This window comes from Streptomyces brasiliensis (assembly GCF_014647875.1).
GTDB classification, from domain to species: Bacteria; Actinomycetota; Actinomycetes; order Streptomycetales; family Streptomycetaceae; genus Streptomyces; species Streptomyces brasiliensis.
The window spans coordinates 251575-274035 of sequence record NZ_BMQA01000003.1; the positions used below are offsets into that span (position 1 = coordinate 251575).

General features: G+C 71.6%; 20 protein-coding genes and 1 riboswitch. Of the genes, 6 read left to right on the top strand and 14 right to left on the bottom strand.

Annotated features, from left to right (window positions below):
* Window positions 1-267 precede the first annotated feature (267 nt).
* Both IEZ19_RS07120 and IEZ19_RS07125 read right to left on the bottom strand, forming a co-directional pair.
* Window positions 268-1515 (bottom strand): sensor histidine kinase, encoded by a 1248-nt coding sequence (locus IEZ19_RS07120; RefSeq protein WP_189310172.1) that lies wholly within the window; start codon window positions 1513-1515, stop codon window positions 268-270.
* Window positions 1516-1520: 5 nt separating this feature from the next.
* Window positions 1521-2174: a response regulator transcription factor gene (locus IEZ19_RS07125; RefSeq protein WP_189310174.1), complete on the bottom strand. Its 654-nt coding sequence runs from the start codon at window positions 2172-2174 to the stop codon at window positions 1521-1523.
* Window positions 2175-2588: 414 nt separating this feature from the next.
* On the opposite strand from IEZ19_RS07125, the gene IEZ19_RS07130 reads away from it, so the two are divergent.
* Window positions 2589-2762 (top strand): hypothetical protein, encoded by a 174-nt coding sequence (locus IEZ19_RS07130; protein ID WP_189310176.1) that lies wholly within the window; start codon window positions 2589-2591, stop codon window positions 2760-2762.
* Between the two features lie 124 nt (window positions 2763-2886).
* Here IEZ19_RS07130 and IEZ19_RS07135 read toward each other — a convergent pair whose 3' ends face one another.
* Entirely contained in the window at window positions 2887-3702 is an 816-nt protein-coding gene (locus IEZ19_RS07135; RefSeq protein WP_189310177.1) for an inositol monophosphatase family protein, read from the bottom strand.
* Between the two features lie 8 nt (window positions 3703-3710).
* Entirely contained in the window at window positions 3711-4838 is a 1128-nt protein-coding gene (locus tag IEZ19_RS07140) for a ferrochelatase (RefSeq protein ID WP_189310179.1), read from the bottom strand.
* Window positions 4839-5011: 173 nt separating this feature from the next.
* Between IEZ19_RS07140 and IEZ19_RS07145 the strand changes: the two genes are divergently transcribed.
* The 3 genes from IEZ19_RS07145 (at window position 5012) to sepH (ending at window position 9042) form a co-directional block, all read left to right on the top strand.
* Window positions 5012-6250 carry an MFS transporter gene (locus IEZ19_RS07145; protein WP_189310182.1) on the top strand — a complete coding sequence of 413 codons (1239 nt, stop codon included), beginning with the start codon at window positions 5012-5014 and terminating at the stop codon, window positions 6248-6250.
* Window positions 6210-7529, top strand: coding sequence for a D-arabinono-1,4-lactone oxidase (locus IEZ19_RS07150; RefSeq protein WP_189310184.1), 1320 nt, complete (start codon window positions 6210-6212; stop codon window positions 7527-7529). The genes IEZ19_RS07145 and IEZ19_RS07150 overlap by 41 nt, the downstream gene beginning before the upstream one ends.
* Before the next feature lie 481 nt (window positions 7530-8010).
* Complete coding sequence (sepH, locus tag IEZ19_RS07155) at window positions 8011-9042, top strand: septation protein SepH (RefSeq protein ID WP_189310186.1); 1032 nt, start codon at window positions 8011-8013, stop codon at window positions 9040-9042.
* A 55-nt stretch (window positions 9043-9097) separates the two neighbouring features.
* On the opposite strand, the gene IEZ19_RS07160 is transcribed toward sepH, so the two are convergent.
* Window positions 9098-9949 carry a sulfurtransferase gene (locus IEZ19_RS07160; RefSeq protein ID WP_189310188.1) on the bottom strand — a complete coding sequence of 284 codons (852 nt, stop codon included), beginning with the start codon at window positions 9947-9949 and terminating at the stop codon, window positions 9098-9100.
* Between the two features lie 349 nt (window positions 9950-10298).
* On the opposite strand from IEZ19_RS07160, the gene IEZ19_RS07165 reads away from it, so the two are divergent.
* On the top strand, window positions 10299-11102 hold the full coding sequence (locus tag IEZ19_RS07165; protein WP_189310190.1) for a VOC family protein: 804 nt from the start codon (window positions 10299-10301) through the stop codon (window positions 11100-11102).
* Window positions 11103-11105: 3 nt separating this feature from the next.
* Here the strand turns inward: IEZ19_RS07165 and IEZ19_RS07170 are convergent, their stop codons facing one another.
* From IEZ19_RS07170 to IEZ19_RS07190, 5 genes are read right to left on the bottom strand one after another with little or no spacing between them, the layout of a single operon-like run.
* Window positions 11106-11756 (bottom strand): thymidine kinase, encoded by a 651-nt coding sequence (locus tag IEZ19_RS07170; protein ID WP_189310192.1) that lies wholly within the window; start codon window positions 11754-11756, stop codon window positions 11106-11108.
* 46 nt (window positions 11757-11802) lie between these two features.
* On the bottom strand, window positions 11803-12999 hold the full coding sequence (locus tag IEZ19_RS07175) for an alkaline phosphatase family protein (RefSeq protein ID WP_189310194.1): 1197 nt from the start codon (window positions 12997-12999) through the stop codon (window positions 11803-11805).
* The gene (locus IEZ19_RS07180; RefSeq protein WP_189310196.1) at window positions 12999-13583 is read right to left on the bottom strand and encodes a DUF5998 family protein; all 585 of its coding nucleotides are present in this window, start codon (window positions 13581-13583) and stop codon (window positions 12999-13001) included. Before IEZ19_RS07180 ends, IEZ19_RS07175 begins: the two co-directional genes overlap by 1 nt.
* 10 nt (window positions 13584-13593) lie before the next feature.
* Window positions 13594-13998 (bottom strand): hypothetical protein, encoded by a 405-nt coding sequence (locus IEZ19_RS07185; protein ID WP_189310199.1) that lies wholly within the window; start codon window positions 13996-13998, stop codon window positions 13594-13596.
* A gap of 15 nt (window positions 13999-14013) precedes the next feature.
* Complete coding sequence (locus IEZ19_RS07190) at window positions 14014-16896, bottom strand: bifunctional acetate--CoA ligase family protein/GNAT family N-acetyltransferase (protein WP_189310201.1); 2883 nt, start codon at window positions 16894-16896, stop codon at window positions 14014-14016.
* A 174-nt stretch (window positions 16897-17070) separates the two neighbouring features.
* On the opposite strand from IEZ19_RS07190, the gene IEZ19_RS07195 reads away from it, so the two are divergent.
* Window positions 17071-17352 (top strand): HPr family phosphocarrier protein, encoded by a 282-nt coding sequence (locus tag IEZ19_RS07195; protein WP_189310203.1) that lies wholly within the window; start codon window positions 17071-17073, stop codon window positions 17350-17352.
* A gap of 192 nt (window positions 17353-17544) precedes the next feature.
* Here IEZ19_RS07195 and IEZ19_RS07200 read toward each other — a convergent pair whose 3' ends face one another.
* From IEZ19_RS07200 to IEZ19_RS07215, 4 genes are all read right to left on the bottom strand, one after another.
* Window positions 17545-18231: a GntR family transcriptional regulator gene (locus IEZ19_RS07200; protein ID WP_189310205.1), complete on the bottom strand. Its 687-nt coding sequence runs from the start codon at window positions 18229-18231 to the stop codon at window positions 17545-17547.
* Between the two features lie 180 nt (window positions 18232-18411).
* Window positions 18412-19167: a M23 family metallopeptidase gene (locus IEZ19_RS07205; RefSeq protein WP_189310206.1), complete on the bottom strand. Its 756-nt coding sequence runs from the start codon at window positions 19165-19167 to the stop codon at window positions 18412-18414.
* Window positions 19168-19179: 12 nt separating this feature from the next.
* Window positions 19180-19341, bottom strand: a riboswitch (cyclic di-AMP (ydaO/yuaA leader).
* 201 nt (window positions 19342-19542) lie between these two features.
* Window positions 19543-20931, bottom strand: coding sequence for a M16 family metallopeptidase (locus tag IEZ19_RS07210; RefSeq protein WP_189310208.1), 1389 nt, complete (start codon window positions 20929-20931; stop codon window positions 19543-19545).
* Window positions 20928-22352 (bottom strand): M16 family metallopeptidase, encoded by a 1425-nt coding sequence (locus tag IEZ19_RS07215; protein WP_189310211.1) that lies wholly within the window; start codon window positions 22350-22352, stop codon window positions 20928-20930. The genes IEZ19_RS07210 and IEZ19_RS07215 overlap by 4 nt, the downstream gene beginning before the upstream one ends.
* Window positions 22353-22461 lie beyond the last annotated feature (109 nt).

Genomic DNA, 22461 nt, shown 5'->3' on the forward strand with positions numbered 1-22461 from the left:
CAAGAGTGATCGGCTTGGATGGCGATGGGGACCGTACACGGTCCGAAGGTCGCACCTCAAAGGCGGTCTCACCCTGTACTTCCCGTGATCAAGACCCCCGAAAACCAGGATTTTCCCGGCTTTCCGCCTTGGACATGATCACAGAGAGTAGATGGCCGGAAAAACGCCCATGTGATCGATCACACACACTCAACCTCGTAGGGCTCCTGGAAAATTCCGCGCAAAGCGAACATCCCCGCGTGTGTCGAGGGCCCGGCCAAGACCGGATCACACAGGCAGGGTGACCCTCATCACGAGCCCTCCCCCCTCACGAGGCTGTGCCGAGATCTGACCGCCGTGCGCCCGGGCCACGGACCGGACGATCGACAGGCCGAGGCCCACACCCTTGTCGCTGCCCGTGCGCTCCGTACGCAGCCGCCTGAAGGGCTCGAAGAGGTTGTCGATCTCGTACGCCGGCACGACCGGCCCGGTGTTCGACACGGTGAGCACCGCCTGCCCGTGCTGGACGTCGGTGCCGACCTCCACCCACCCGGCCTCGGGCACGTTGTACCGCACGGCGTTCTGCACCAGGTTCAGCGCGATCCGCTCCAGCAGGACACCGTTGCCCTGGACCACCGCGGGCCTGCACTCGCCCCGGATCCGGACGCCCTTGGCCTCCGCCTCGGCGTGCACCTGGTCGATGGCCTGCGAGGCCACCTCGGCGAGGTCGACGGGCTTGCGCTCCACGATCTCGTTGTCGCTGCGGGCGAGCAGCAGCAGACCCTCCACGAGCTGCTCGCTGCGCTCGTTGGTGGCCAGCAGCGTCTTGCCGAGCTGCTGGAGCTCCACCGGCGCGTTGGGGTCGGAGAGGTGCACCTCGAGCAGCGTGCGGTTGATCGCGAGCGGGGTGCGCAACTCGTGCGAGGCGTTCCCGACGAAGCGCTGCTGGGCCGTGAAGGCGCGCTCCAGGCGGTCCAGCATGTCGTCGAGGGTGTCGGCCAGCTCCTTCAGCTCGTCGTCCGGGCCGTCCAGCTCGATCCTGCGGGAGAGGTCCGAGCCCGCGACCGCGCGTGCGGTACGGGTGATCCGGCCGAGCGGAGTCAGCACGCGGCCTGCCATCGCGTAGCCGAACGCGAAGGCGATCACCGCGAGGCCCAGCAGGGCCAGCAGCGAGCGGCTGAGCAGGTCGTCCAGTGCGACCTGGCGCTGGTGGTCGACGCACTGGCTGATCGCCTCGTTGAACTCGTCCAGGGACAGGCTCGTCGTGTTGATCGCGGGGCAGTTGTCGCTGGAGACCTTGATCGCCGTACCACTGACGATCTTGAACAGGGGCTGGTTGCCCGTGTTGATCGCCTGCGCGGCCAGCAGATAGATGATCGACAGCAGCAGGATGCCGGCGATCAGGAACATGCCGCCGTACAGCAGCGTGAGCCGTATCCGGATGGTCGGGCGCAGCCACGGGAACGGGGGCTGCGGCCTTCTGGGGTCCCAGGTGGGCTTCGGGGGTGCCTGGGGCGGCGCGGGTGTCGTGGCCACGGTCATCAGATCCGGTAGCCGGAGCCGGGGACGGTGACGATGACGGGCGGCTCGCCCAGCTTGCGGCGCAGGGTCATGACCGTGACGCGCACGACGTTGGTGAACGGGTCGGTGTTCTCGTCCCAGGCCTTCTCCAGGAGCTGCTCGGCGGAGACGACGGCGCCCTCGCTGCGCATCAGCACCTCCAGGACGGCGAACTCCTTGGGCGCGAGCTGCACCTCCTTGCCGTCGCGGAAGACCTCGCGGCGGTTGGGGTCGAGCTTGATCCCGGCGCGCTCCAGGACGGGCGGCAGCGGGACGCTGGTGCGCCGGCCGAGGGCGCGCACGCGCGCGATGAGCTCGCTGAACGCGAAGGGCTTGGGCAGGTAGTCGTCGGCGCCGATCTCCAGGCCCTCGACCCGGTCGCTGACGTCGCCGGAGGCGGTGAGCATCAGCACGCGCGTGGGCATGCCCAGTTCGACGAGCTTGCGGCAGACGTCGTCGCCGTGCACCAGCGGGAGGTCGCGGTCGAGGACGACCACGTCGTAGTCGTTGACGCCGATGCGCTCCAGAGCGGCCGCACCGTCGTACACGACGTCGACGGCCATGGCCTCCCGGCGCAGTCCGGTGGCCACCGCATCGGCGAGCAGCTGCTCGTCCTCGACGACGAGTACGCGCACGTCGCAGTTCCTTCCTGTGTCCACCCGCGTGGCTCACAGTGGGCGCGCGCGGGCAGGGGGCTTCGTAGGGTGTGACTCCATCCTGCCCTTTTCGGCCATAAGTCGGCTGTAAGGCGGGTCAAAGGCCGCAGGGATCCGGTCGCCGGGGCGGGAATGCGAGATTTTCTCCCGCGGTTGAGGTTTCCACGGAAGGGAGCGGGGGGAGGACCGCATGTACACCCCGCGATCACGCTCTGCATGTGCCGCAGCACCAAGCGGTACCTCACGATCCGCTTACCGCAGGGCGGGCGTGGGTGTCCGGCACCGTCGCCGCCCAGCCGGGCAGCGCTGGGCACCTGCAGTCGACGTGATCGCCCCTTCCGAACGGCACACCCCCGTGCCACCGACCCACGACCCAGGACGAGGGGGCGCAGCATGGACGCATTCACCGCAGGACTTCTGCAGCGCATAAAGACGACCGAGTCCGACTTGTCGCGGGCTCGCGACGAGGGCGACGACTTCCTCGTCGAGGTGGAGCAGGCCGAACTCGACGACCTGCGCCGCCTCGCCGCCGAACACGGTGTGGAGGTCGGCGCGACCAGCGTCTGACAGCCCGTAGGGCAGCAGCGGGGCCCGGCGAATCCAGCGCCGGGCCCCGCTGCTGCTGTCTTGCGGCGTCGTTCACGCCGTGTCCTCCGGCAGGACCCGGCGTATGCGACGCGGCGATCCGCCGTCAGTCGTGCCAGGCGCCGAAGTCCTCCAGGAGGGTCTGGAGGGGCTCGAAGACTCCCGGAGTGGCCGCGACCGTCAGGGCGCGTGACGGGCGTTCTCCGGGGCGTCCGCCGGTCAGGGCGCCCGCCTCCCGGGCGATCAGGTCGCCCGCCGCCACGTCCCAGGCGTTCAGGCCGCGCTCGTAGTAGCCGTCCAGGCGGCCCGCCGCCAGGTCGCAGAGGTCGACCGCGGCCGAGCCACCGCGGCGGATGTCGCGGAGGAGCGGGATCAGCCGCGCCGCCACCTCGGCCTGGTGGGCGCGGACCTCGTGGACGTAGTTGAAGCCCGTGGAGACCAGGGCCTGGTCCAGGGGCGGCGCAGGGCGGCAGGCCAGCTCGCGCTCGCCCTCCCAGGCCCCGGTGGCCCGGGCACCCCCGCCGCGCACAGCGTGGTACGTCTCGCCCCGCATCGGCACGGCGACCACGCCGACCACGGTCTCGCCGTCCTTCTCGGCTGCGATGGACACCGACCAGGTCGGCAGCCCGTACAGGTAGTTGACCGTGCCGTCGAGCGGGTCGATCACCCAGCGGACGCCGCTCGTGCCCTCGCTGGACGCGCCCTCCTCGCCGAGGAAACCGTCCCCGGGGCGGTGGCGCGCGATCAGGTCGGTGATCAGCTTCTCCGCCGCGATGTCCATCTCGGTGACGACGTCGATAGGGCTGGACTTGGTCGCGGCGACCGCGAGATCGGCGGGGCGGCCGTCCCGGAGCAGTTCGCCGGCCCGGCGGGCTGCCTCCTGGGCCAGTTCGAGCAGTTCCGAGTGCAGGGGGTCGGTCACGGGGCTCCTCACGCGTAGGGGCTGTCGGCGCCCGCGGCGGCGGGACGGGGGGCACGGGCCGGGCAGCAGCCCACCGGGCACACGTTGTGGCTCGCACCGAGCGTGCCGAGGGCGCAGGGCGTGACCGCGCGACCGCTCTCCGCGCCGGCGCGCTCCACGATCAGCTCGCGGATCGCGGCGGCGAAGCGCGGGTCGGCGCCGACGGTGGCCGAGCGGCGCACCGGCAGGCCCAGTTCGGCGGCCTTGGCCGTGGCCTCCGTGTCGAGGTCGTAGAGGACCTCCATGTGGTCGGAGACGAAGCCGATCGGGGCCATGACGACGGCCGGGACCCCGGCGCCGTGCAGCTCCTCGAGGTGGTCGCAGATGTCGGGCTCCAGCCACGGGATGTGCGGGGCGCCGGAGCGGGACTGGTAGACGAGCTTCCAGGGGTGGTCGACGCCGGTGCGCTCGCGGACGGTGTCGGCGATCAGGCGGGCCACGTCCAGGTGCTGGCGGACGTACGCGCCGCCGTCCCCGTGGTCCTCGACCGGGCCGGAGGTGTCAGCGGCGGAGGTCGGGATGGAGTGAGTGGTGAAAGCGATGTGGGCGGTGTCCCGGACGTCCTCGGGGAGGTCGGCGAGCGACGCCAGCACTCCCTCGATCATGGGCTCGACGAAGCCGGGGTGGTTGAAGTAGTGGCGCAGCTTGTCGATCTCGGGGAGTTCGAGGCCCTCGGCCTCCAGCGCGGCCAGCGCGTCGGCGAGGTTCTCGCGGTACTGGCGGCAGCCCGAGTAGGAGGCGTAGGCGCTGGTGGCCAGGACCAGGATGCGTCGGCGGCCGTCGGCGACCATTTCGCGCAGGGTGTCCGTGAGGTACGGCGCCCAGTTGCGGTTGCCCCAGTAGACCGGCAGGTCCAGGCCGTGGTCGGCGAAGTCCTTGCGGAGGGCGTCCAGGAGGGCGCGGTTCTGGCCGTTGATGGGGCTGACCCCGCCGAACAGGAAGTAGTGCTGCCCGACTTCCTTGAGGCGTTCCTTGGGGATGCCGCGCCCGCGGGTCACGTTCTCCAGGAACGGGACCACGTCGTCCGGCCCTTCGGGGCCGCCGAACGAGAGCAGGAGCAGGGCGTCATAGGGGGTGGCATCGAGCGCGTCTGGCATGTCTCGATCCTGCCACCCGCCGCCGACAGCCGGGAAACGGTGGGGCGATGAGTCTGTTTCGGTCAGTTTTGGAGTATTTTTCCCGGCCGTAATTCGAGGTGCATTAGGTTCACCTAACTTGTAATCTGTATCAGCCGCATTCGCACCTTACTGAGCCGCATCCGGAGACCTCCGTGCCCAGCCCCTATCGCGCCCTGTTCGCCGTACCCGGCACCAAGGCCTTCTCCGCCGCGGGCTTCCTCGGCCGGATGCCACTGTCGATGATGGGCATCGGCGTGGTCACGATGATCTCTCAGCTGACCGGCCGCTACGGTCTCGCGGGTGCCCTGTCGGCCACCATCGCGCTGTCCGCGGCCGCGCTCGGACCGCAGATCTCCCGGCTGGTCGACCGGCACGGGCAGCGCCGGGTGCTGCGGCCCGCGACCCTGGTGGCGCTCGCCTCCGCGGCCGGGCTGCTGTTCGCCGCGCAATTCGACTGGCCGGACTGGGTGCTGTTCGTCTGCGCCGCCGGGATCGGCTCGGTGCCGAGCCTGGGCGCGATGATCCGGGCCCGCTGGGCGGCCATCTACCGGGGTACCCCGCAGCTGCACACCGCGTACTCCTTCGAGTCGGTGGTCGACGAGGTCTGCTTCATCTTCGGACCGATCATCTCCATCGGGCTGTCCACGTCCTGGTTCCCGGAGGCGGGGCCTCTGCTGGCCGCCTGCTTCCTGGCGGCCGGCGTCTTCTGGCTGACCGCCCAGCGTGCCACCGAGCCGCAGCCGCACCCGCGCGAGCACCACGGCGGCGGTACGGCGCTGCACTCCCCGGGCCTGCAGGTGCTGGTGGCGACGTTCGTGGCCACAGGCGCGATCTTCGGGGCGGTCGACGTGGTCACCGTCGCCTTCGCCGACGAGCGCGGCCACAAGAGCGCCGCGAGCGTGGTCCTGGCCCTGTACGCGGCGGGATCTTGTGCAGCCGGAGTGGTCTTCGGGCTGCTGCGCCTCTCGGGGAAGCCGGAACACCGGTGGCTGCTGGGCGTATGCGCGATGGCCGTGAGTATGATCCCCCTCCTACTGGTCGGAAACCTGCCGCTTCTGGCCGTGGCGCTGTTCGTTGCGGGCCTGTCCATCGCACCGACGATGATCACGACGATGTCCCTCATCGAAGAGCACGTACCTCGCGCGAAGCTCACCGAAGGCATGACCTGGGTGAGCACCGGACTCGCCGTCGGCGTCGCGGTCGGCTCCTCCATCGCCGGCTGGGTGATCGACTCGGCCGGCGCGCGCGCCGGGTACGGGGTTCCGGCGGTGTCCGGGGCCGTCGCGGTCGCGGTCGGTTTCCTCGGGTACCGCCGGCTCAGCAGGCCGGTCACGGGTCGGGGAGGCATCGTTGAGCATCACAGCGAGCGGGAAGAACGGCACGTGGCGTAACTGGGGCGGCAACGTCGCCGCGCGTCCCGCGCGGGAGGTGATGCCCGCCTCGGTGCAGGAGCTTGCCGCGGCCGTGCGCCGGGCCGCCGAGGACGGCCTGCAGGTGAAGGCGGTCGGCACCGGGCACTCCTTCACGGCCATCGCCGCCACCGACGGTGTCTTGATCCGCCCTCAACTCTTGACCGGTATCCGCAACATTGACCGGGACGCCATGACCGTCACGGTCGAGGCGGGCACCCCGCTCAAGAGGCTCAACATGGCCCTGGCGCGCGAGGGTCTGTCGCTCACCAACATGGGCGACATCATGGAGCAGACGGTCTCCGGGGCCACCAGCACCGGCACCCACGGCACGGGCCGCGACTCCGCCTCGATCGCCGCTCAGATCAAGGGACTTGAGCTGGTGACGGCGGACGGCTCGGTCCTCACCTGCTCCGCGAAGGAGAACCCGGACGTCTTCGCCGCCGCCCGGATCGGCCTCGGCGCCCTGGGCATCGTCACCGCGATCACGTTCGCCGTGGAGCCCGTCTTCCTGCTGACGGCACGCGAGGAACCCATGCCGTTCGAGAAGGTCCTCGCCGACTTCGATCAACTCTGGACCGAGAACGAGCACTTCGAGTTCTACTGGTTCCCGCACACCGGCAACACCAACACCAAGCGCAACAACCGCAGCGCCGGCCCGGAGCAGCCGGTGGGGCAGCTGTCCGGCTGGTTCGAGGACGAGTTCCTCTCCAACGGCGTGTTCCAGGTGGCCCAGTGGGTCGGCCGGGCTGCGCCCGCGACCGTGCCGGCGATCGCCCGGATCTCCAGCAGGGCCCTGTCGGCCCGTACGTACACGGACATCCCCTACAAGGTCTTCACGTCGCCACGCCGGGTGCGGTTCGTGGAGATGGAGTACGCCGTCCCTCGCGAGGCGCTCGTCGAGACCCTGCGCGAGCTGAAGGCCATGGTCGACCGCTCGCGCCTCAAGGTCAGCTTCCCGGTGGAGGTGCGCACCGCCCCCGCCGACGACATCACCCTGTCCACCGCCTCCGGCCGGGACACCGCCTACGTCGCGATCCACATGTTCCGGGGCACGCCGTACCACGCGTACTTCACCGCGGCCGAACGCATCTTCACGGCGCACGAGGGCCGCCCGCACTGGGGCAAGGTGCACACCCGGGACGCCGGATACTTCGCCGGGGTCTATCCGCGCTTCGGCGAGTTCACCGCTCTGAGGGACCGACTGGATCCGGAACGGCGGTTCCAGAACGACTACTTGCGGAGGGTGCTGGGGCCGTAACCGACGCCACGCCGAAACCCGCCCGCTTTTCCCGGACTTGACCGACCAAGCGCACTAGAAGGGGACTTACGGGCGAAACATACGATTCCGCTTCCGGTCGATTCGTGAAGTACGCCACGTTTCTGATCACGGAAATCCGGTTCCGGGCGGTCAAGTCGCAGCCCTCGCGAGAAGTTGGACGGCGCGCCAATCCACGCACGTGGTCCAAATGGAGTACTGTTGCGAGCCCTGGGTCCGGTCTCCCGCCAGGGGCGTCCGGGGCCTTGCCGGACCGCCGGGAGGGGGCTAGTTGCACAGGGTGACGGAGTTGGTCACTTAGCGTTGCGAATAGGTAACCGTGCCATAACGGCGATCCAGGGCCCGTGCCCGACACGCCGGGCAACTCGGCAAGGTTGTGGCAGGCTGCACCCGGGCAGGCCACACTCGACTAGCGGAAGCAGCGACGCACGTGACGTCGGCAGGCACCACCCGGGAGGTCCCCATGCCCGAACTGCGTGTCGTGGCCGTCTCGAATGACGGCACACGGCTGGTGCTGAAGGCTGCCGACTCAACGGAGTACACCCTTCCGATCGACGAGCGGCTGCGTGCCGCCGTGCGCGGCGACCGCCCCCGCCTCGGCCAGATCGAGATCGAGGTCGAAAGCCATCTGCGCCCCCGCGACATCCAGGCGCGTATACGTGCCGGTGCGAGCGCGGAAGAGGTCGCCCAGCTCGCCGGCATCCCCGTCGACCGGGTGCGGCGCTTCGAGGGTCCGGTGCTGGCCGAGCGCGCTTTCATGGCGGAGCGGGCCCGCAAGACCCCCGTCCGCAGACCGGGCGAGAACTCCGGTCCGCTGCTCGGCGAGGCCGTCCAGGAGCGGCTGGTGCTGCGCGGTGCCGAGAAGGACACCGTGCAGTGGGACTCCTGGCGCCGCGACGACGGCACCTGGGAGGTCCTGCTGGTCTACCGGGTCGCGGGCGAACCGCACTCGGCGAGCTGGACGTACGACCCGCCCCGGCGACTCGTCCAGGCCGTCGACGACGAGGCGCGCTCGCTGATCGGTGAGTCCGACGACCTCGCCGTACCGGAGCCGAGCTTTCCGTTCGTGCCGCGCATCGCCCGGCTGCCGCGTGAGCGCGCACTCGACCGTGGGCTCGATCGCGACCGGCCGAGCCTGCCCGCGCAGGCGTCCGAGCCCGCCGAGGAGAGCACGAGCGAACGCGACTCGCTGACCAGCCTGTTGGAGGCGGTGCCGAGCTTCCGCGGCGACATGGTCGTCCCCGAGCGCCCGGCGGAACCCGCGGAGGAGCCCCCTGCCGAACCCGCGGCGGAGGAACCCCCCGCTCCGGCGGCATCGGCCGGCTCCGCGTACGCGGACGTGCTCATGCCACGCTCGGTCGGCAGCCACCGCGACCGTCTCGTCGGTGCCACCGACCGCCAGGCCGAGGCCGACGGGGTGCGCCCCGGGCGCCGCGCGGCCGTGCCGAGCTGGGACGAGATCGTCTTCGGGACGCGGCGCAAGAAGCAGGAGTAGCAGCCCGTACGGGCGTACGGAGAGGGGGCCCGTGAGCGGCCCCCTCTCCGCGTGCCTACTGCGGGTCGGGTCCGACGGCGACCGGCCGGGACGGGTCCGAGGACCACTCCGACCACGAACCCACGTACAGGGCCGCCGGGATGCCCGCGACCGCGAGCGCCAGCACCTCGTGGGCACCCGAGACGCCCGAGCCGCAGTACACGCCGACCTCCGGCTCACCGGACGCGCCGAGCGACGCGAAGCGCGCCCTCAGGTCACCGGCGGGCAGGAACCGCCCATCCGGGCCGACGTTCTCGTTCGTCGGCGCGGACACGGCGCCCGGGATGTGCCCGCCGACCCGGTCGATGGGCTCCACGTCACCCCGGTAGCGCTCTCCCGCGCGGGCGTCCAGCAGCACTCCGGAGCGGGCGAGCGCGGCGGCGCCGTTCGCGTCGAGCAGGCCCACCGCCCCAGGTGCGGGCTCGAAGTCGCCCTCGGCCGGGGCCGGTACGTCCGTCGACAGCGGCCCCTCCCAGGCCGGCAACCCGCCGTCCAGCACCCGCACGTCCGGGTGCCCCGCCCAGCGCAGCAGCCACCAGGCACGGGCCGCCGCCCAGCCCTGCCCGCCGTCGTACACGACCACCGGCCGCGCCGCCGACACGCCCGCGCGGCGCATCGCCGTACCGAATACGGCCGTGTCGGGCAGCGGATGCCGGCCGCGCTCGCCGGGGGCCGAGGCCAGTTCCTCGTCCAGGTCGACGAAGACCGCCCCCGGGACGTGCCCCGCTGCGTACTCCGCCCGGCCGTCGAAGCCGGGCTCGCCCGCCGCCTTGGCCACGCTCAACTGCCAGCGGACGTCCAGCAGTACGGGCGGGTTGTCCCCGGTCAAGTCGTCCGCGAGTTGGGATGCGGTGATGATGGCTTTCATGGCCCCATGCATACGTCAGGGGTGGCCGCCTCGTCCAGGTCCGACTAGTCTGCTCGGCCGGACGGGCTCGGTCACGAGGCGTACGGGATCGGGCACATGCTGTGCAACTGATGGACACCCGGCGGCAAGGACCCGGAAACGGACGGGAAACGCCGGACCAGGCATCCTCTCGGCAGTATCGCCGCCGGCGGCGCGGCCGTGGCCCTCGGCGCCACGGAGGGTGCGAGCATCGGCACGGGGCGTGGCGCGGCTCCTGAGCCGGGTGCGTTGAGCGAAGCGACACGGCCACCACGAGGGGCCGGGGAGAGAGTCGACACGGCCACCGTGAGGGGCCTGGAAGCGAGTGACGATGACCGAGGCACGGGGGTCGACCGGACCGAACGGCGGGACGCCCGCCCGGAACACGCTCGGCACGCCCTGCTGGGTGAGTCTGATGGTGCACGGCCTGGCCATGACCGAGGAGTTCTACGGAGCCCTGTTCGGCTGGGAGTTCGAGCCCGGGCCGCAACAACTCGGCCCCTACGTGCGGGCGCTGCTCGGCGGCCGTGAGGTGGCCGGCATCGGACAGCTGCCGCCGGACCGTCATCTGCCGGTCGCCTGGACGCCCTACCTCGCCTCGGACTACGTGGACCAGACGGCCGACACGGTACGGCTGTGCGGCGGCACGGTGGCCGTCGGCCCCCTGACCGCGGCCGACGCCGGACGCCTCGCGATCGCCTCCGACCCCTCGGGCGCCGTGTTCGGGCTCTGGCAGGCGGCCCGGCACCTCGGCACGGACGTCACCGGCGTGCACGGCACGCCCGCCTGGAACGAACTGCTCACCTTTGAGACCGCGAGCGTCGCCAAGTTCTACCACTCGGTGTTCGGTTACGAGCAGGAGCCGGTGGTCTCCGCCGACTTCGACTACGTCACTTTGCTCGTCGAGGGCCGCCCGGTCGCCGGCATCCACGGCATGGGGCACGGACTGCCCCGGGACCGGGGCCCGCACTGGCTGACGTACTTCGAGGTCGAGGACGCGGACGAGACGCTGCGTCAGATGCCGTCCCTGGGCGGCCACGTCCTGAAACCGGCCCGCGACAGCGAACACGGCCGGGTCGCCACGGTCGTGGACCCGGAGGGCGCGATCTTCTCCGTGATCGAGAGCCCGCGCTGAGCCTCAGGACGGCGACACGGGAAGCACGTCCGGGGACAGGGCGGCCGCCCGGGCCGACGCGGCCGTCATACGTCGCCGGTGATGGCGGCGGCACAGCACCTCGTAACCGACCTCGTCCGCCGACTGGTCGACGTCACCGACGACCACCTGGGCGCCCTCGACGACCATTTCGCCGCCTATCGTGCGCGCGTTGTGCGTGGCCCGGGCGCCGCACCAGCACAGGGCCTCGACCTGGAGCACCTCGACCCGGTCGGCCAGCTCCACCAGCCGCTGGGAGCCCGGGAACAGCTTCGAGCGGAAGTCGGTCGTGATGCCGAAGGCGTAGACGTCGATGTCCAGGTCGTCGACCACGCGCGCGAGCTGGTCGATCTGCTCGGGCCCCAGGAACTGCGCCTCGTCCGCGATCACGTAGTCCGCCCGGCCGCCCTGCGAGAGGTGGTCGACGAGGTACGCGTACAGGTCCTGGCCGTCCTCGACCTCGACCGCGTCGGTGACCAGGCCGAGCCGGGAGGACAGCTTGCCCTCGCCCGCCCGGTCGTCGCGGGTGAAGATCATGCCGGCCAGGCCGCGCGCCGAGCGGTTGTGCTCGATCTGGAGAGCCAGTGTCGACTTCCCGCAGTCCATCGTTCCGGAGAAGAACACCAGCTCGGGCATGGCAGGTTGAGCACCTTTCGGCGGGAACGAGTCGGTCGGCTGAGCTTCAGGAGCGTACTTCGAGCAGCGGCACGAGCTGCTCGGCAGGGGTCATCGAACCGTGGTTGCCGACCATCGCCGACTCCTTGGGCTCCCGCTCGGAGGCGATGATCAGAACGTCGTCGTGAGCGGCCGCGACCACGTCGCCGAGACGCGCGTACACCCGGTCGTCGATGCGCGGACCGAACCAGCCCGCCTCGATCGCCTCGTCCCGCGAGGCCACCCAGAACTGCTCCCCGAGCACCTCGCGCCAGCAGGTCAGGACGTCGTCCGTGGCACCCGGCAGCGCGTAGACGTGGCGAGCCCGGCCCTCGCCGCCCAGCAGGGCGACCCCGGCGCGCAGCTCCCAGTCCTCGTCGAAGTCGATGCGGTGCTGCTCGTCGAAGGGCACGTCGACCATGCCGTGGTCGGCGGTGACGTACAGCGCGCTGCGTGGCGGAAGCTGCTCGGCCAGCCGCTGGACCAGCCGGTCGACGTACATGAGCTGACCGCGCCAGGTGTCGGAGGCGACGCCGTAGCGGTGCCCGGCGCCGTCCAGTTCGGCGTAGTACGTGTACACCAAAGAGCGGTCGGCAGCGGCCAGTTGCTCGGCGGCGAGGTCCATGCGGTCCTCGCCGGTCAGCCGCCCGAGGAACGTTCCGCCACTGAGCGCGACCTTGGTCAGCGGGGTGTTCGCGAAGGTCGGTGAGGACACCTGAGCGGCGTGCACACCCGCCGCGTGGGCGAGCTGGAAGACGGTGGGGTACGGCTGCCAGGCGCCCGGATCGGTGTACGGCTGCCAGCGGAGCTGGTTCATGAGCTCGCCGGTGGCCGGATCACGGACGGTGTAGCCGGGCAGGCCGTGGGCGCCGGGCGGCAGGCCGGTGCCGATGGAGGCGAGGGAGGTCGCGGTGGTCGCGGGGTAGCCGGCGGTGATCGGACGGCCCGTGCCGCCCCGCGAGCTGCCGAGCAGCGAGGTCAGGAAGGGCGCCTCCTCCGGGTGCGCCCGGAGCTGCTCCCAGCCCAGGCCGTCGATCAGGAAGACGCAGTTCCGGTCGGCCGCGGCCAGTTCCGGTATGGCGGCGGTCATGCCGGGTACGGCCATGCCGGCGGCCAGGGTGGGCAGGAGGTCGGCGAGGGAGCCGGAGCCGTACTCGGGCAGGGGCGCGGAGCCGAGCGCGAGGGGTTCCGGGTGGTCCTCCCAGACGGTGGGCTGGGCCGACATCAGCCGAGGTCCGCGGTCGCCTCGGAGACGGCCTGGGCGAAGGCGAGCGTCTGGCGCACCGTGTCCGGACCGTCGCCCGCCTCGCTGACGCGCAGGCTGAGGTCGTCGGCCGTGGAGTTGCCCGTGTAGCCGTGATCGGCCTCGCAGTTGGGGTCGCCGCAGGCGGCGGGCTCGAGATCGAGACGGGAGACGGCACCCCAGCCGATGGTCAGCACGACCTCACGGGGCAGCGTGCCCGGGGTGTACGACTCCGGGTTGGCGACCACACGGCTGACGACGACCGACGAGATCCGGCCGAGCTTCACGGACTCCGTGGACGTCGTGGCGTACGGCGTCGGGGACGTGCTGTCGGCGGCCTGCTCGTCGGTGTGGCTGACGATGAAGCGGTTGCCGGTGAGGACCAGCACGGTCACGTGCCGGCGCACCTCGTTCTGGTCGAACGTCGTCTCCTGGTGGACCAGGTACGACCGGACTGGCTCGCCGCCCACGGCGGCTTCCACCGCCTCGGCCACGAGTGCCGGGTAGTAGCCGCTGCGCTCGATCGCCGCCCGCAGCCCCTGGGTCGTCGTACTGGTCTTGGCCATGGCAACCATCCTAATCCGTGAGCAAGGGGGGTCCGGGCCAGTCTCGGACGCGGGGAGTACCGTCCACGCGCGTGTGCCGGACGACGAGCCCCGGCACGATCTCGAGCCGCCCGGCGGCGACGAGGCAGGAGACGGTTTCGCTGCCGCCCGCGTCGGCCTCGAAGGCGACCACGACGGGCGGCGATTCACCGAGGGACCCGCACAGCTGTGTCACCTCGGCCGGTGCGGGCGCGCGGAACACGGGGTCCTGGAAGGACGACGGGCAGGACACGAGGACGGGGTCACCGAAGACGAGCTCCAGGCCGTGGTGGTGGGCCGGGTCGTACCCGGCGGCCGGCCGGAACTCCGCGGCGGTCCAGGCGATCACCTCCCAGTCCCACCAGCTCCCCTCGGGCAGCCGCAGCGCGCCGTCCATGTCCCCCTCCTCTTCTCAGTAGGCGGGGAGCGTGCGGGGACCGAGGTCGTCGCGGGCCGGTGGAGGTGCGAGGCGGACCGTGGCGCCGAGGACGCTCAGTGCGTGCGGGGCCACGACAACCGGTTCCAGGGTGACCGCGACCACCTCGGGGTGGTCGTCGACCAGACGGGACACGCGTAGCAGCAGCTCCTCGATGGCGGGCGTGTCGACCGGGGTCGAGCCGCGCCAGCCGAACAGGAGCGGTGCCGTCCGGATGGAACGCACCAGCGAGGTCGCTTCCCGGTCCGTGACCGGGACCAGCCGGTGCGCCGTGTCGTCGAGCAGCTGCGACGCGGCCCCGGCCAGCCCGAAGGACACCACGGCACCGGCCGCCGGATCGATGACGGCCCGTACGACGGTGTCCACACCCCTGGGCGCCATCGCCTGCACCACCGGCCGCAGCTCCACCGGCTTCCCGAACAGCTCGGTCAACTCGGCGTACGCACGCCGCAGCTGCTCCTCGTCCGCCAGGTCGAGCCGTACGCCGCCCAGGTCCGCGCGGTGCCGCAGATGCGGGGCTGTGGCCTTGAGGGCGACCGGGTAGCCGAGGGTGCGGGCGGCTTCGGCGGCGGCGTCGGGCGTGGGGGCCGCGATCGCCGGGCGCACGTGGATGCCGTACCGCGCCAGCAGCTCGCATGTCTCCTCGGCGCCGGGCGTCAGCCCCTGGCCGCGCGCGAGCAGCCCGTCGATCAGCTCGGCGGCACCCTTCTCGTCGATGTCCTCGAACTCGGGCACTTTCCCGGGATCGACAGCTTCCCGCCGCCACTGCGCGTACTTGACGGCTTCCCCGAGAGCCTGCACGGCCCGCTCGGGGGCGGGGTAGGCGGGGATGAGCCGGGAGGGTTCCCGGTCGCCCGGCGAGTCAGCTGCTGTCGCGGTGGACAGTCGTTCCGCAGGGCGACGGGGGTCTCCCCGCTCGGGCGAAGCCGGGAGTGGGGGACGGTGGGCACCGCCTGCGGTACCGGGTGGCGTCGCAACCGCCTGTGGAGCGGTACTGGTCGCCGCCGACAACGCCTCAGCAAGCCCTCCGAGCTCCACGTGCACCACCAGCACCGGCTTCCCGGGCACCCCCGCCGAAGCCGAGCTCAACGCCTCCGCCAGCTCCGCGTCCCCCGGCGACCCCTCCCCGATCGCCGGAATCGCCGTCACCACCACCGCGTCGCACGACTCGTCCGCCAGCGCCCCGGACAGCGCCCGGTGGAAGTCCTCCGCCGTCGCCCCCGTGGTGAGGTCGACCGGACGCGACGGCCGCAACCCCTCCGCCAGACACTGGTCGTACGTCAGCAGCCCCAGCGACTCGGAGTTCCCGACGATCGCCACCCGCGGCCCGGCCGGCAGCGGCTGGCGCGCGAGCAGCAGCCCCGCGTCCACCAGCTCGGTGATCGTGTCGACCCGGATCACCCCGGCCTGCCGCAGCAGCGCGGACACCGTCGCGCGCGGCAACCGGGTCGCCCGCACCGCGTGCCCCTGCGGAGCGGACCCCGCGCCCTGCACCACGACCAGCGGCTTGGCCGCCGCCGTACGCCGGGCGAGGCGCGTGAACTTGCGCGGGTTGCCGATGGACTCCAGGTACATGAGGACGACGTCGGTGTCGGGGTCGTCGTACCAGTACTGCATGACGTCGTTGCCGGACACGTCGGCGCGGTTGCCGGACGACACGAACGTGGACACGCCCGTGACCCCGGTGACGCCCCCGCCCCGCCGGTGCAGCCGGGACAGCAGCGCGATGCCGATGGCGCCGGACTGGGCGAACAGCCCGATCCTCCCGGCGCGCGGCATCTCCGGGGCGAGCGAGGCGTTGAGCCGCACCTCAGGGGAGGTGTTGATGACGCCGAAGGCGTTCGGCCCGATGATCCGCATGCCGTACGTGCGCGCGTGCCGGACGAGTTCGCGCTGCCGCTCGCGTCCGTCGGGCCCGCTCTCCGCGTAGCCGGCGGAGACCACCACCAGCCCCTGCACCCCGTGCTCGCCGCACTCGGTGACCACGTGGGGCACGTGGTCGGCCGGCACGGCCACCACCGCGAGGTCGACATGGCCGTCGATGTCCCGCACCGAGCGGTACGCCGGAACGCCGTCGATGTCCTTCAGCCCCTCGGGGAACGCCGTGTTGACGGCGTAGAGGCTCCCGGTGAACCCGGCGTCCCGGATGTTGCCGAGGAGCCCGCGGCCGACCCCGCCGGGCGCGCGGCCGACGCCGACGACCGCGACGGAGCCGGGCGCGAGCAGCCGTCGTACGGACCGCGCCTCCGCGCGCTGCTCCCGCGCGCGCTGCACGGCGAGCGACCGGTCCGTGGGTTCGAGGTCGAACTCCAGCCGTACGACGCCGTCCTCGAAGCTGCGCTTCTGGGTGTACCCGGCGTCCGTGAACACCTTGATCATCTTGGTGTTGGCGGGCAGCACCTCGGCGGCGAACCGGCGGATGCCGCGCTCGCGGGCGACGGCCGCGATGTGTTCCAGGAGCGCGGAGGCGACCCCGCGGCCCTGGTGCGCGTCCTGCACCAGGAACGCGACCTCGGCCTCGTCGGCGGGCGCGGAGGCGGGCGCGCCGTCGACGCCGATGCGGTCGTAGCGCACGGTGGCGATGAACTCGCCGCCGATGGTGGCCGCGAGCCCCACCCTGTCCACGAAGTCGTGGTGCGTGAAGCGGTGGACGTCCTTGGCGGACAGTCGGGGGTACGGCGCGAAGAAGCGGTAGTACTTCGACTCGTCCGAGACCTGCTCATAGAAGCTGACCAGGCGGTCGGCGTCGTCGACGGTGATGGGCCGGATGCGCGCGGTGCCCCCGTCGCGCAGCACCACGTCCGCCTCCCAGTGGGCGGGGTACTCGTGCCGGTCCTGCCGGTCCGCCGGGGTCTGCATGGGCCCCAGAGTACGGCTCGCCAACGACACTGGCGCGAGGCAGTCTGTGGGGAACGGAGTCGGACCGAGGCCGCGGTCCGACTCCGCACCGGGTGGGTCGAAGGACCCCTCCGGGCATGCTTCACCATATGGGAAACTGGTCTAGACAACCCTGACACCGAAGGGCAGCACACCATGGCTGAGCGCCGCGTCAACGTCGGCTGGGCCGAGGGCCTCCACGCCCGCCCCGCCTCCATCTTCGTCCGAGCCGCCACGGCCGCAGGCGTCCCCGTGACGATCTCCAAGGCCGACGGCAACCCCGTCAACGCGGCGTCCATGCTGGCCGTCCTCAGCCTGGGCGCGCAGGGCGGCGAGGAGATCGTCCTCGCCTCCGACGCCGAGGGCGCGGACATCGCCCTGGACCGGCTGGCCAAGCTGGTCGCCGAGGGTCTCGAGGAACTGCCCGAGACCGTCTGAGCCGTACCGGAGCAGTACCGGGAAGCCGCGTCGCCCAGCACGGGTGACGCGGCTTTCGCGCTTTCGCGGCACGCCGAACAAATGCGCCGCAGGGCACACGAATGACACGTGCGCCATGAATTCACGGCGCACGCAAAAAGGCAACGGAAATTCACCTCGCCGAATATCCCCTCTTTGTATACGGCGCCCGTGTCAATGCCGCAGGCTCGGCATGTTTACGGGGTGTTGCGAATTCCTCACACGCTCCCCGCCGGAGGCGAGCCGCAGCCGGTGCGCGGACGTCGCGCGCTCGGTGTGCAGCGCCGTGACCGCCCGCGCGCGCTCGCCGTCGCCGCGCGCCACGGCGTCCACGATGGCGCCGTGCTCCGCCCAGGACTCCACAGCGCCGGCGGGCGCCTCCACCGCGTACATCCACGCGATCTTGTACCGCAACCGGGTGAGCACCGAGGTCAGGGACTGACTGCCGGAGGCCTGCGCGAGTGTCTCGTGGAACCAGCCCCCCAGCGAGCGCAGATCTTCGCTGTTGCCCCTCCTGGCCCGCTCCTGACCCAGTCTGACCAGGCCGCGCAGCACTTTGAGGTGTGCCTCGGTGCGCCGCTGGGCGGCCCGGGAGGCGCCGAGCGGCTCCAGGAGCATGCGCAACTCCAGCAGGTCGGCGGCCTCCTGCTCGGTCGGTTCGGCCACGCACGCGCCCGCGTGCCGCCGGGTCACGACGAAGCCCTCGGCCTCCAGCGTGCGCAGGGCCTCCCGGACGGGGACGCGCGAGACGCCGTAGCGGCGTGCGAGGACTTCCTCGGTTAGCCGGCTGCCGCGCTCGTAGACACCTGCGACGATGTCGTCCCGGATCGCCGTGCATACCGAGTGCGCCGGAATACGCATGACCGACCTCCGCCTTGATCCCCGTGAAACGTCGACGGTGTGTTCAGCGACTCTATTGCAATGAGCCGGAATTTCCGACGGGGGCCGGAATCCATAGATATTTTTTGGACAGCGGAGCGTCCGAAACGACGAAAGCCCCGGCTCGGGGGAGCCGGGGCCTCGATGTCTCGCCGTGCGTCGTCAGACGTTCACACCGTGCTTGCGGAGGTAGGCGACGGGGTCGACGTCCGAGCCGTACTCCGGGGTCGTACGGGCCTCGAAGTGGAGGTGCGGTCCGGTCACGTTGCCGGTCGCACCCGACAGGCCGATCTGCTGGCCCGGGACGACCTTCTGGCCGACAGAGACGCCGATCGACGACAGGTGACCGTACTGGGTGTACATCCCGTCGGCCATCCTGATGACGATCTGGTTGCCGTACGCCCCGCCCCAGCCGGTCGACACGACCGTGCCCAGGCCGACCGCGAGGACCGTGCTCCCGCTGGCCGCGTGGAAGTCGACGCCGGTGTGGGCGCCGGAGGACCACAGGGAGCCCCCGGTCAGGTAGCCGGTGGAGACGTACGAGTGCGCGATGGGCGGCACGAAGGTGTTGAGGCGCTTGCGCTCGGCCTCACGAGCGGCGCGCACCTTGGCGGCACGCTCCTCCTTGGCCTTCTGCGCGGCGGCCTTGCGTGCGGCCGCCTCGGCCGCCTTCTCCTCGGCGGCCTGCTGCTGTGCGGCGGCCTGGGCGTCGATCTGCTTCGCGACCGAGTCGCGGAGGGTGAGGACGGGGGTCAGGCCGGTCTGTGCGGCGGGGGCCTCGGCGGCGAGCGCAGGAGTGGCCGCGAGAGTGCCCATGACGCCGGTGGTGGCGAGAGCGGCGACGCCCGCCGCACGAGCGGTGGTGCGGCGCGTCCGGCTGGGCCGGCGGTGCTTCCCGGGGGCGCGGGTGAACGCCATGAAGGGACTGGTCCTTTCCTTCCCTCTCGCCTACCGGGTTAGCTGACGGGTTCGGAGCAGGAAGGTCTCCTACGGACCCCCTCGCTGCGCGCGGGCGTCCGATTCACCCCAGGGACTGCGTGGGTCCCCGGCTCCCCTGGCTCGTGCCGTACGGGGACTCGGCGATGACTGTCCGGTGCCGCGGGCGCGGCGCACTGCCTGACGAACAGCCCGGATGAAGCTAAGGGGGACAAGTGTCAATCCCCAAACCCATCCGGGCTTTTGTAGCGCATCCCACAGGGCAGACAGGCAACCTCTGCCCAATTCGGACATCTGGGGAAACACGAAAGGGCCCTGACGATCCGTCGGTCGCCAGGGCCCCTGCGCGCGCGTGCGCTACTCGGCCGGTACCACGGTCACTTCGCCGATGCCGAGGGCCTCCACGGCCTCCCTGATCTGCTCCGCGTCACCGACGAGGACCGTGACGAGCCGGTCCACCGGGAAGGCGTTCACGACCGCTGCGGTGGCCTCCACGGTGCCGGTGGCGGCGAGCTGCTGGTACAGCGTCGCCTGGTAGTCGTCGGGCAGGTACTGCTCGACCTGGTCGGCGAGCGTGCCGGCCACGGCCGCCGCGGTCTCGTACTTGAGCGGCGCCACGCCGACCAGGTTCTGCACGGCGACGTCGCGCTCCGCGTCGGTGAGGCCGTCGGCGGCGAGGGTGCGCAGCACCGTCCACAGGTCGGCCAGCGCCGGACCGGTGTTCGGGGTGTCCACGGAGCCGCTGATGGCGAGCATCGAGGCGCCCGTGTCGTCCGGGGCGGACCTGAGGACCTGGCCGAAGGCGCGCACCCCGTAGGTGTAACCCTTCTCCTCGCGCAGGACGCGGTCCAGGCGGGAGGTGAGGGTGCCACCGAGGCAGTACGTCCCGAGCACCTGGGCGGGCCACACGCGGTCGTGCCGGTCGGAGCCGACGCGGCCGATGAGCAGCTGCGTCTGGACGGCGCCGGGACGGTCCACGATCACGACGCGGCCGGTGTCGTCGGCGCCGACCGGCGGAACGGGGCGCGGCTGGGACGTCGAGCCGGTCCAGTCGCCCAGGGTCTCACCGAGCAGTTCGTCCAGGTCGATGCCGGTGAGGTCGCCGACGACCACGGCGGTGGCGGTCGCGGGCCGTACGTGCCGCTCGTAGTAGGAGCGGACGGCCGCCGAGTCGATCTTCTCGACGGTGTCCTCGGTGCCCTGGCGCGGGCGCGACATGCGCGAGGTCGCCGGGAACAGCTCCTTGGACAGCTCCTTGGCCGCCCGCCGGGAGGGGTTGGCCAGCTCGTGCGGGATCTCGTCCAGGCGGTTGCGGACCAGCCGCTCGACCTCACTGTCCGCGAACGCGGGCGCCCTGAGGGCGTCGGCGAGCAGTCCGAGCGCCTTGCCGAGACGGGAGGCGGGGACCTCCAGGCTCAGCCGGACGCCGGGGTGGTCGGCGTGCGCGTCGAGGGTGGCGCCGCAGCGCTCCAGCTCGGCGGCGAACTCCTCGGCGGAGTGCTTGTCGGTGCCCTCGGAGAAAGCCCGCGCCATGATCGTGGCAACGCCGTCGAAGCCGGCCGGCTCGGCGTCCAGGGGCGCGTCGAGGAGCACCTCGACGGCGACGACCTGCTGGCCGGGGCGGTGGCAGCGCAGCACGGTCAGGCCGTTGTCCAGCGTGCCCCGCTCGGGGGCCGGGAAGGCCCACGGCTTCGCCTCGCCCGCGCGGGGCTGGGGGTGGAACTCCATCGCGGCGAGCTCGGTCACTTGGCCGCCTCCTCGTTGTGGTCCTTGTCAACGGTGGTGTCGGCGCCGGCTTCGACGGTGGCCTCGGACTCGGGGTCCTCGGGGATGCCCGGATCCTCGGTGTGCTCCGCGGACTCGGCGGACAGCGGCTCGTAGACGAGCACCGCGCGGTTGTCCGGGCGCAGCCGGGCCTGGGCGACCTGCTTGACCTCCTCGGGGGTGACCGCGAGGACGCGCTGCACGGCGGTGAGGGCGAGCTGCGGGTCGCCGAACAGGACGGCGTAGCGGCACAGTTCGTCGGCGCGGCCCGCGACCGTGCCGAGCCGGTCCAGCCACTCGCGCTCCAACTGTGCCTGGGCGCGCTCCATCTCCTCGGGCGTGGGCCCCTGCTCGGCGAAGCGGGCGAGCTCCTCGTCGATGGCGGTCTCGATGACGGGCACCTCGACGTCGCCGGAGGTCTTCACGTCCAGCCAGCCCAGGGAGGGCGCCCCGGCCAGCCGCAGCAGGCCGAAGCCGGCCGCCACCGCCGTACGGTCGCGCCGTACCAGCCGGTTGTACAGGCGGGAGGACTCGCCGCCGCCCAGGATGGTCAGCGCCACGTCGGCCGCATCGGCTGGGGGCGTGCCGTCCTCGGGGAGCCGGTAGGCGGCCATCAGGGCGCGGGCCGGGACCTCCTCCACGACGACCTCGCGCAGCTGCTCGCCGATGACGTCGGGCAGCGAGCCGTCACGCGGCGTGGGCTTGCCGTCGTGGGTGGGGATCGAGCCGAAGTACTTCTCGATCCAGGCCAGGGTCTGCTGCGGGTCGATGTCGCCGACCACGGAGAGCACGGCGTTGTTCGGCGCGTAGTACGTGCGGAAGAACGCTCGCGCGTCCTCCAGGGTGGCCGCGTCCAGGTCCGCCATCGAGCCGATCGGCGTGTGGTGGTACGGGTGGCCCTCCGGGTAGGCGAGGGCGGTCAGCTTCTCGAAGGCGGTGCCGTAGGGCACGTTGTCGTAGCGCTGCCTGCGCTCGTTCTTGACGACGTCGCGCTGGTTCTCCATCGACTCGTCGTCGAGCGCGGCCAGCAAAGAGCCCATCCGGTCGGCCTCCAGCCAGAGCGCGAGCTCCAGCTGGTGGGCGGGCATGGTCTCGAAGTAGTTGGTCCGCTCGAAGCTCGTGGTGCCGTTCAGCGACCCGCCGGCGCCCTGCACCAGCTCGAAGTGACCGTTGCCCGTCACCTGTCCGGAGCCCTGGAACATCAGGTGCTCGAAGAGGTGAGCCAGACCGGTGCGCCCCTTGACTTCGTGGCGGGAGCCGACGTCGTACCAGAGGCAGACCGCCGCGACCGGGGTCAGGTGGTCCTCGGAGAGCACCACGCGCAGACCGTTGGCCAGGCGGTGCTCGGTCGCTGTCAGGCCCCCGGAGCCTGCCTCGGCTGTGGCCGTGTGACCCATGGGCATGTACGTCCCTTCGATCGCGTACGCGGTCGTCGAAACCGCGGTTTTCCTGCCAGTCCTGCCACTGTATGCAAGCCTGCGCACCCTGGGCGAAGTTCCCGCGGGACGTACG

Excerpts from the sequence above, each read along its gene's own strand:
- IEZ19_RS07130 (WP_189310176.1), top strand. The coding sequence starts at position 2,589 with ATGGACGCATTCACCGCAGGACTTCTGCAGCGCATAAAGACGACCGAG.
- IEZ19_RS07140 (WP_189310179.1), bottom strand. The coding sequence starts at position 4,838 with ATGCCAGACGCGCTCGATGCCACCCCCTATGACGCCCTGCTCCTGCTC.
- sepH (WP_189310186.1), top strand. The coding sequence starts at position 8,011 with ATGCCCGAACTGCGTGTCGTGGCCGTCTCGAATGACGGCACACGGCTG.
- IEZ19_RS07160 (WP_189310188.1), bottom strand. The coding sequence starts at position 9,949 with ATGAAAGCCATCATCACCGCATCCCAACTCGCGGACGACTTGACCGGG.
- IEZ19_RS07165 (WP_189310190.1), top strand. The coding sequence starts at position 10,299 with ATGACCGAGGCACGGGGGTCGACCGGACCGAACGGCGGGACGCCCGCC.
- IEZ19_RS07170 (WP_189310192.1), bottom strand. The coding sequence starts at position 11,756 with ATGCCCGAGCTGGTGTTCTTCTCCGGAACGATGGACTGCGGGAAGTCG.
- IEZ19_RS07175 (WP_189310194.1), bottom strand. The coding sequence starts at position 12,999 with ATGTCGGCCCAGCCCACCGTCTGGGAGGACCACCCGGAACCCCTCGCG.
- IEZ19_RS07180 (WP_189310196.1), bottom strand. The coding sequence starts at position 13,583 with ATGGCCAAGACCAGTACGACGACCCAGGGGCTGCGGGCGGCGATCGAG.
- IEZ19_RS07185 (WP_189310199.1), bottom strand. The coding sequence starts at position 13,998 with ATGGACGGCGCGCTGCGGCTGCCCGAGGGGAGCTGGTGGGACTGGGAG.
- IEZ19_RS07190 (WP_189310201.1), bottom strand. The coding sequence starts at position 16,896 with ATGCAGACCCCGGCGGACCGGCAGGACCGGCACGAGTACCCCGCCCAC.
- IEZ19_RS07195 (WP_189310203.1), top strand. The coding sequence starts at position 17,071 with ATGGCTGAGCGCCGCGTCAACGTCGGCTGGGCCGAGGGCCTCCACGCC.
- IEZ19_RS07200 (WP_189310205.1), bottom strand. The coding sequence starts at position 18,231 with ATGCGTATTCCGGCGCACTCGGTATGCACGGCGATCCGGGACGACATC.
- IEZ19_RS07205 (WP_189310206.1), bottom strand. The coding sequence starts at position 19,167 with ATGGCGTTCACCCGCGCCCCCGGGAAGCACCGCCGGCCCAGCCGGACG.
- IEZ19_RS07215 (WP_189310211.1), bottom strand. The coding sequence starts at position 22,352 with ATGCCCATGGGTCACACGGCCACAGCCGAGGCAGGCTCCGGGGGCCTG.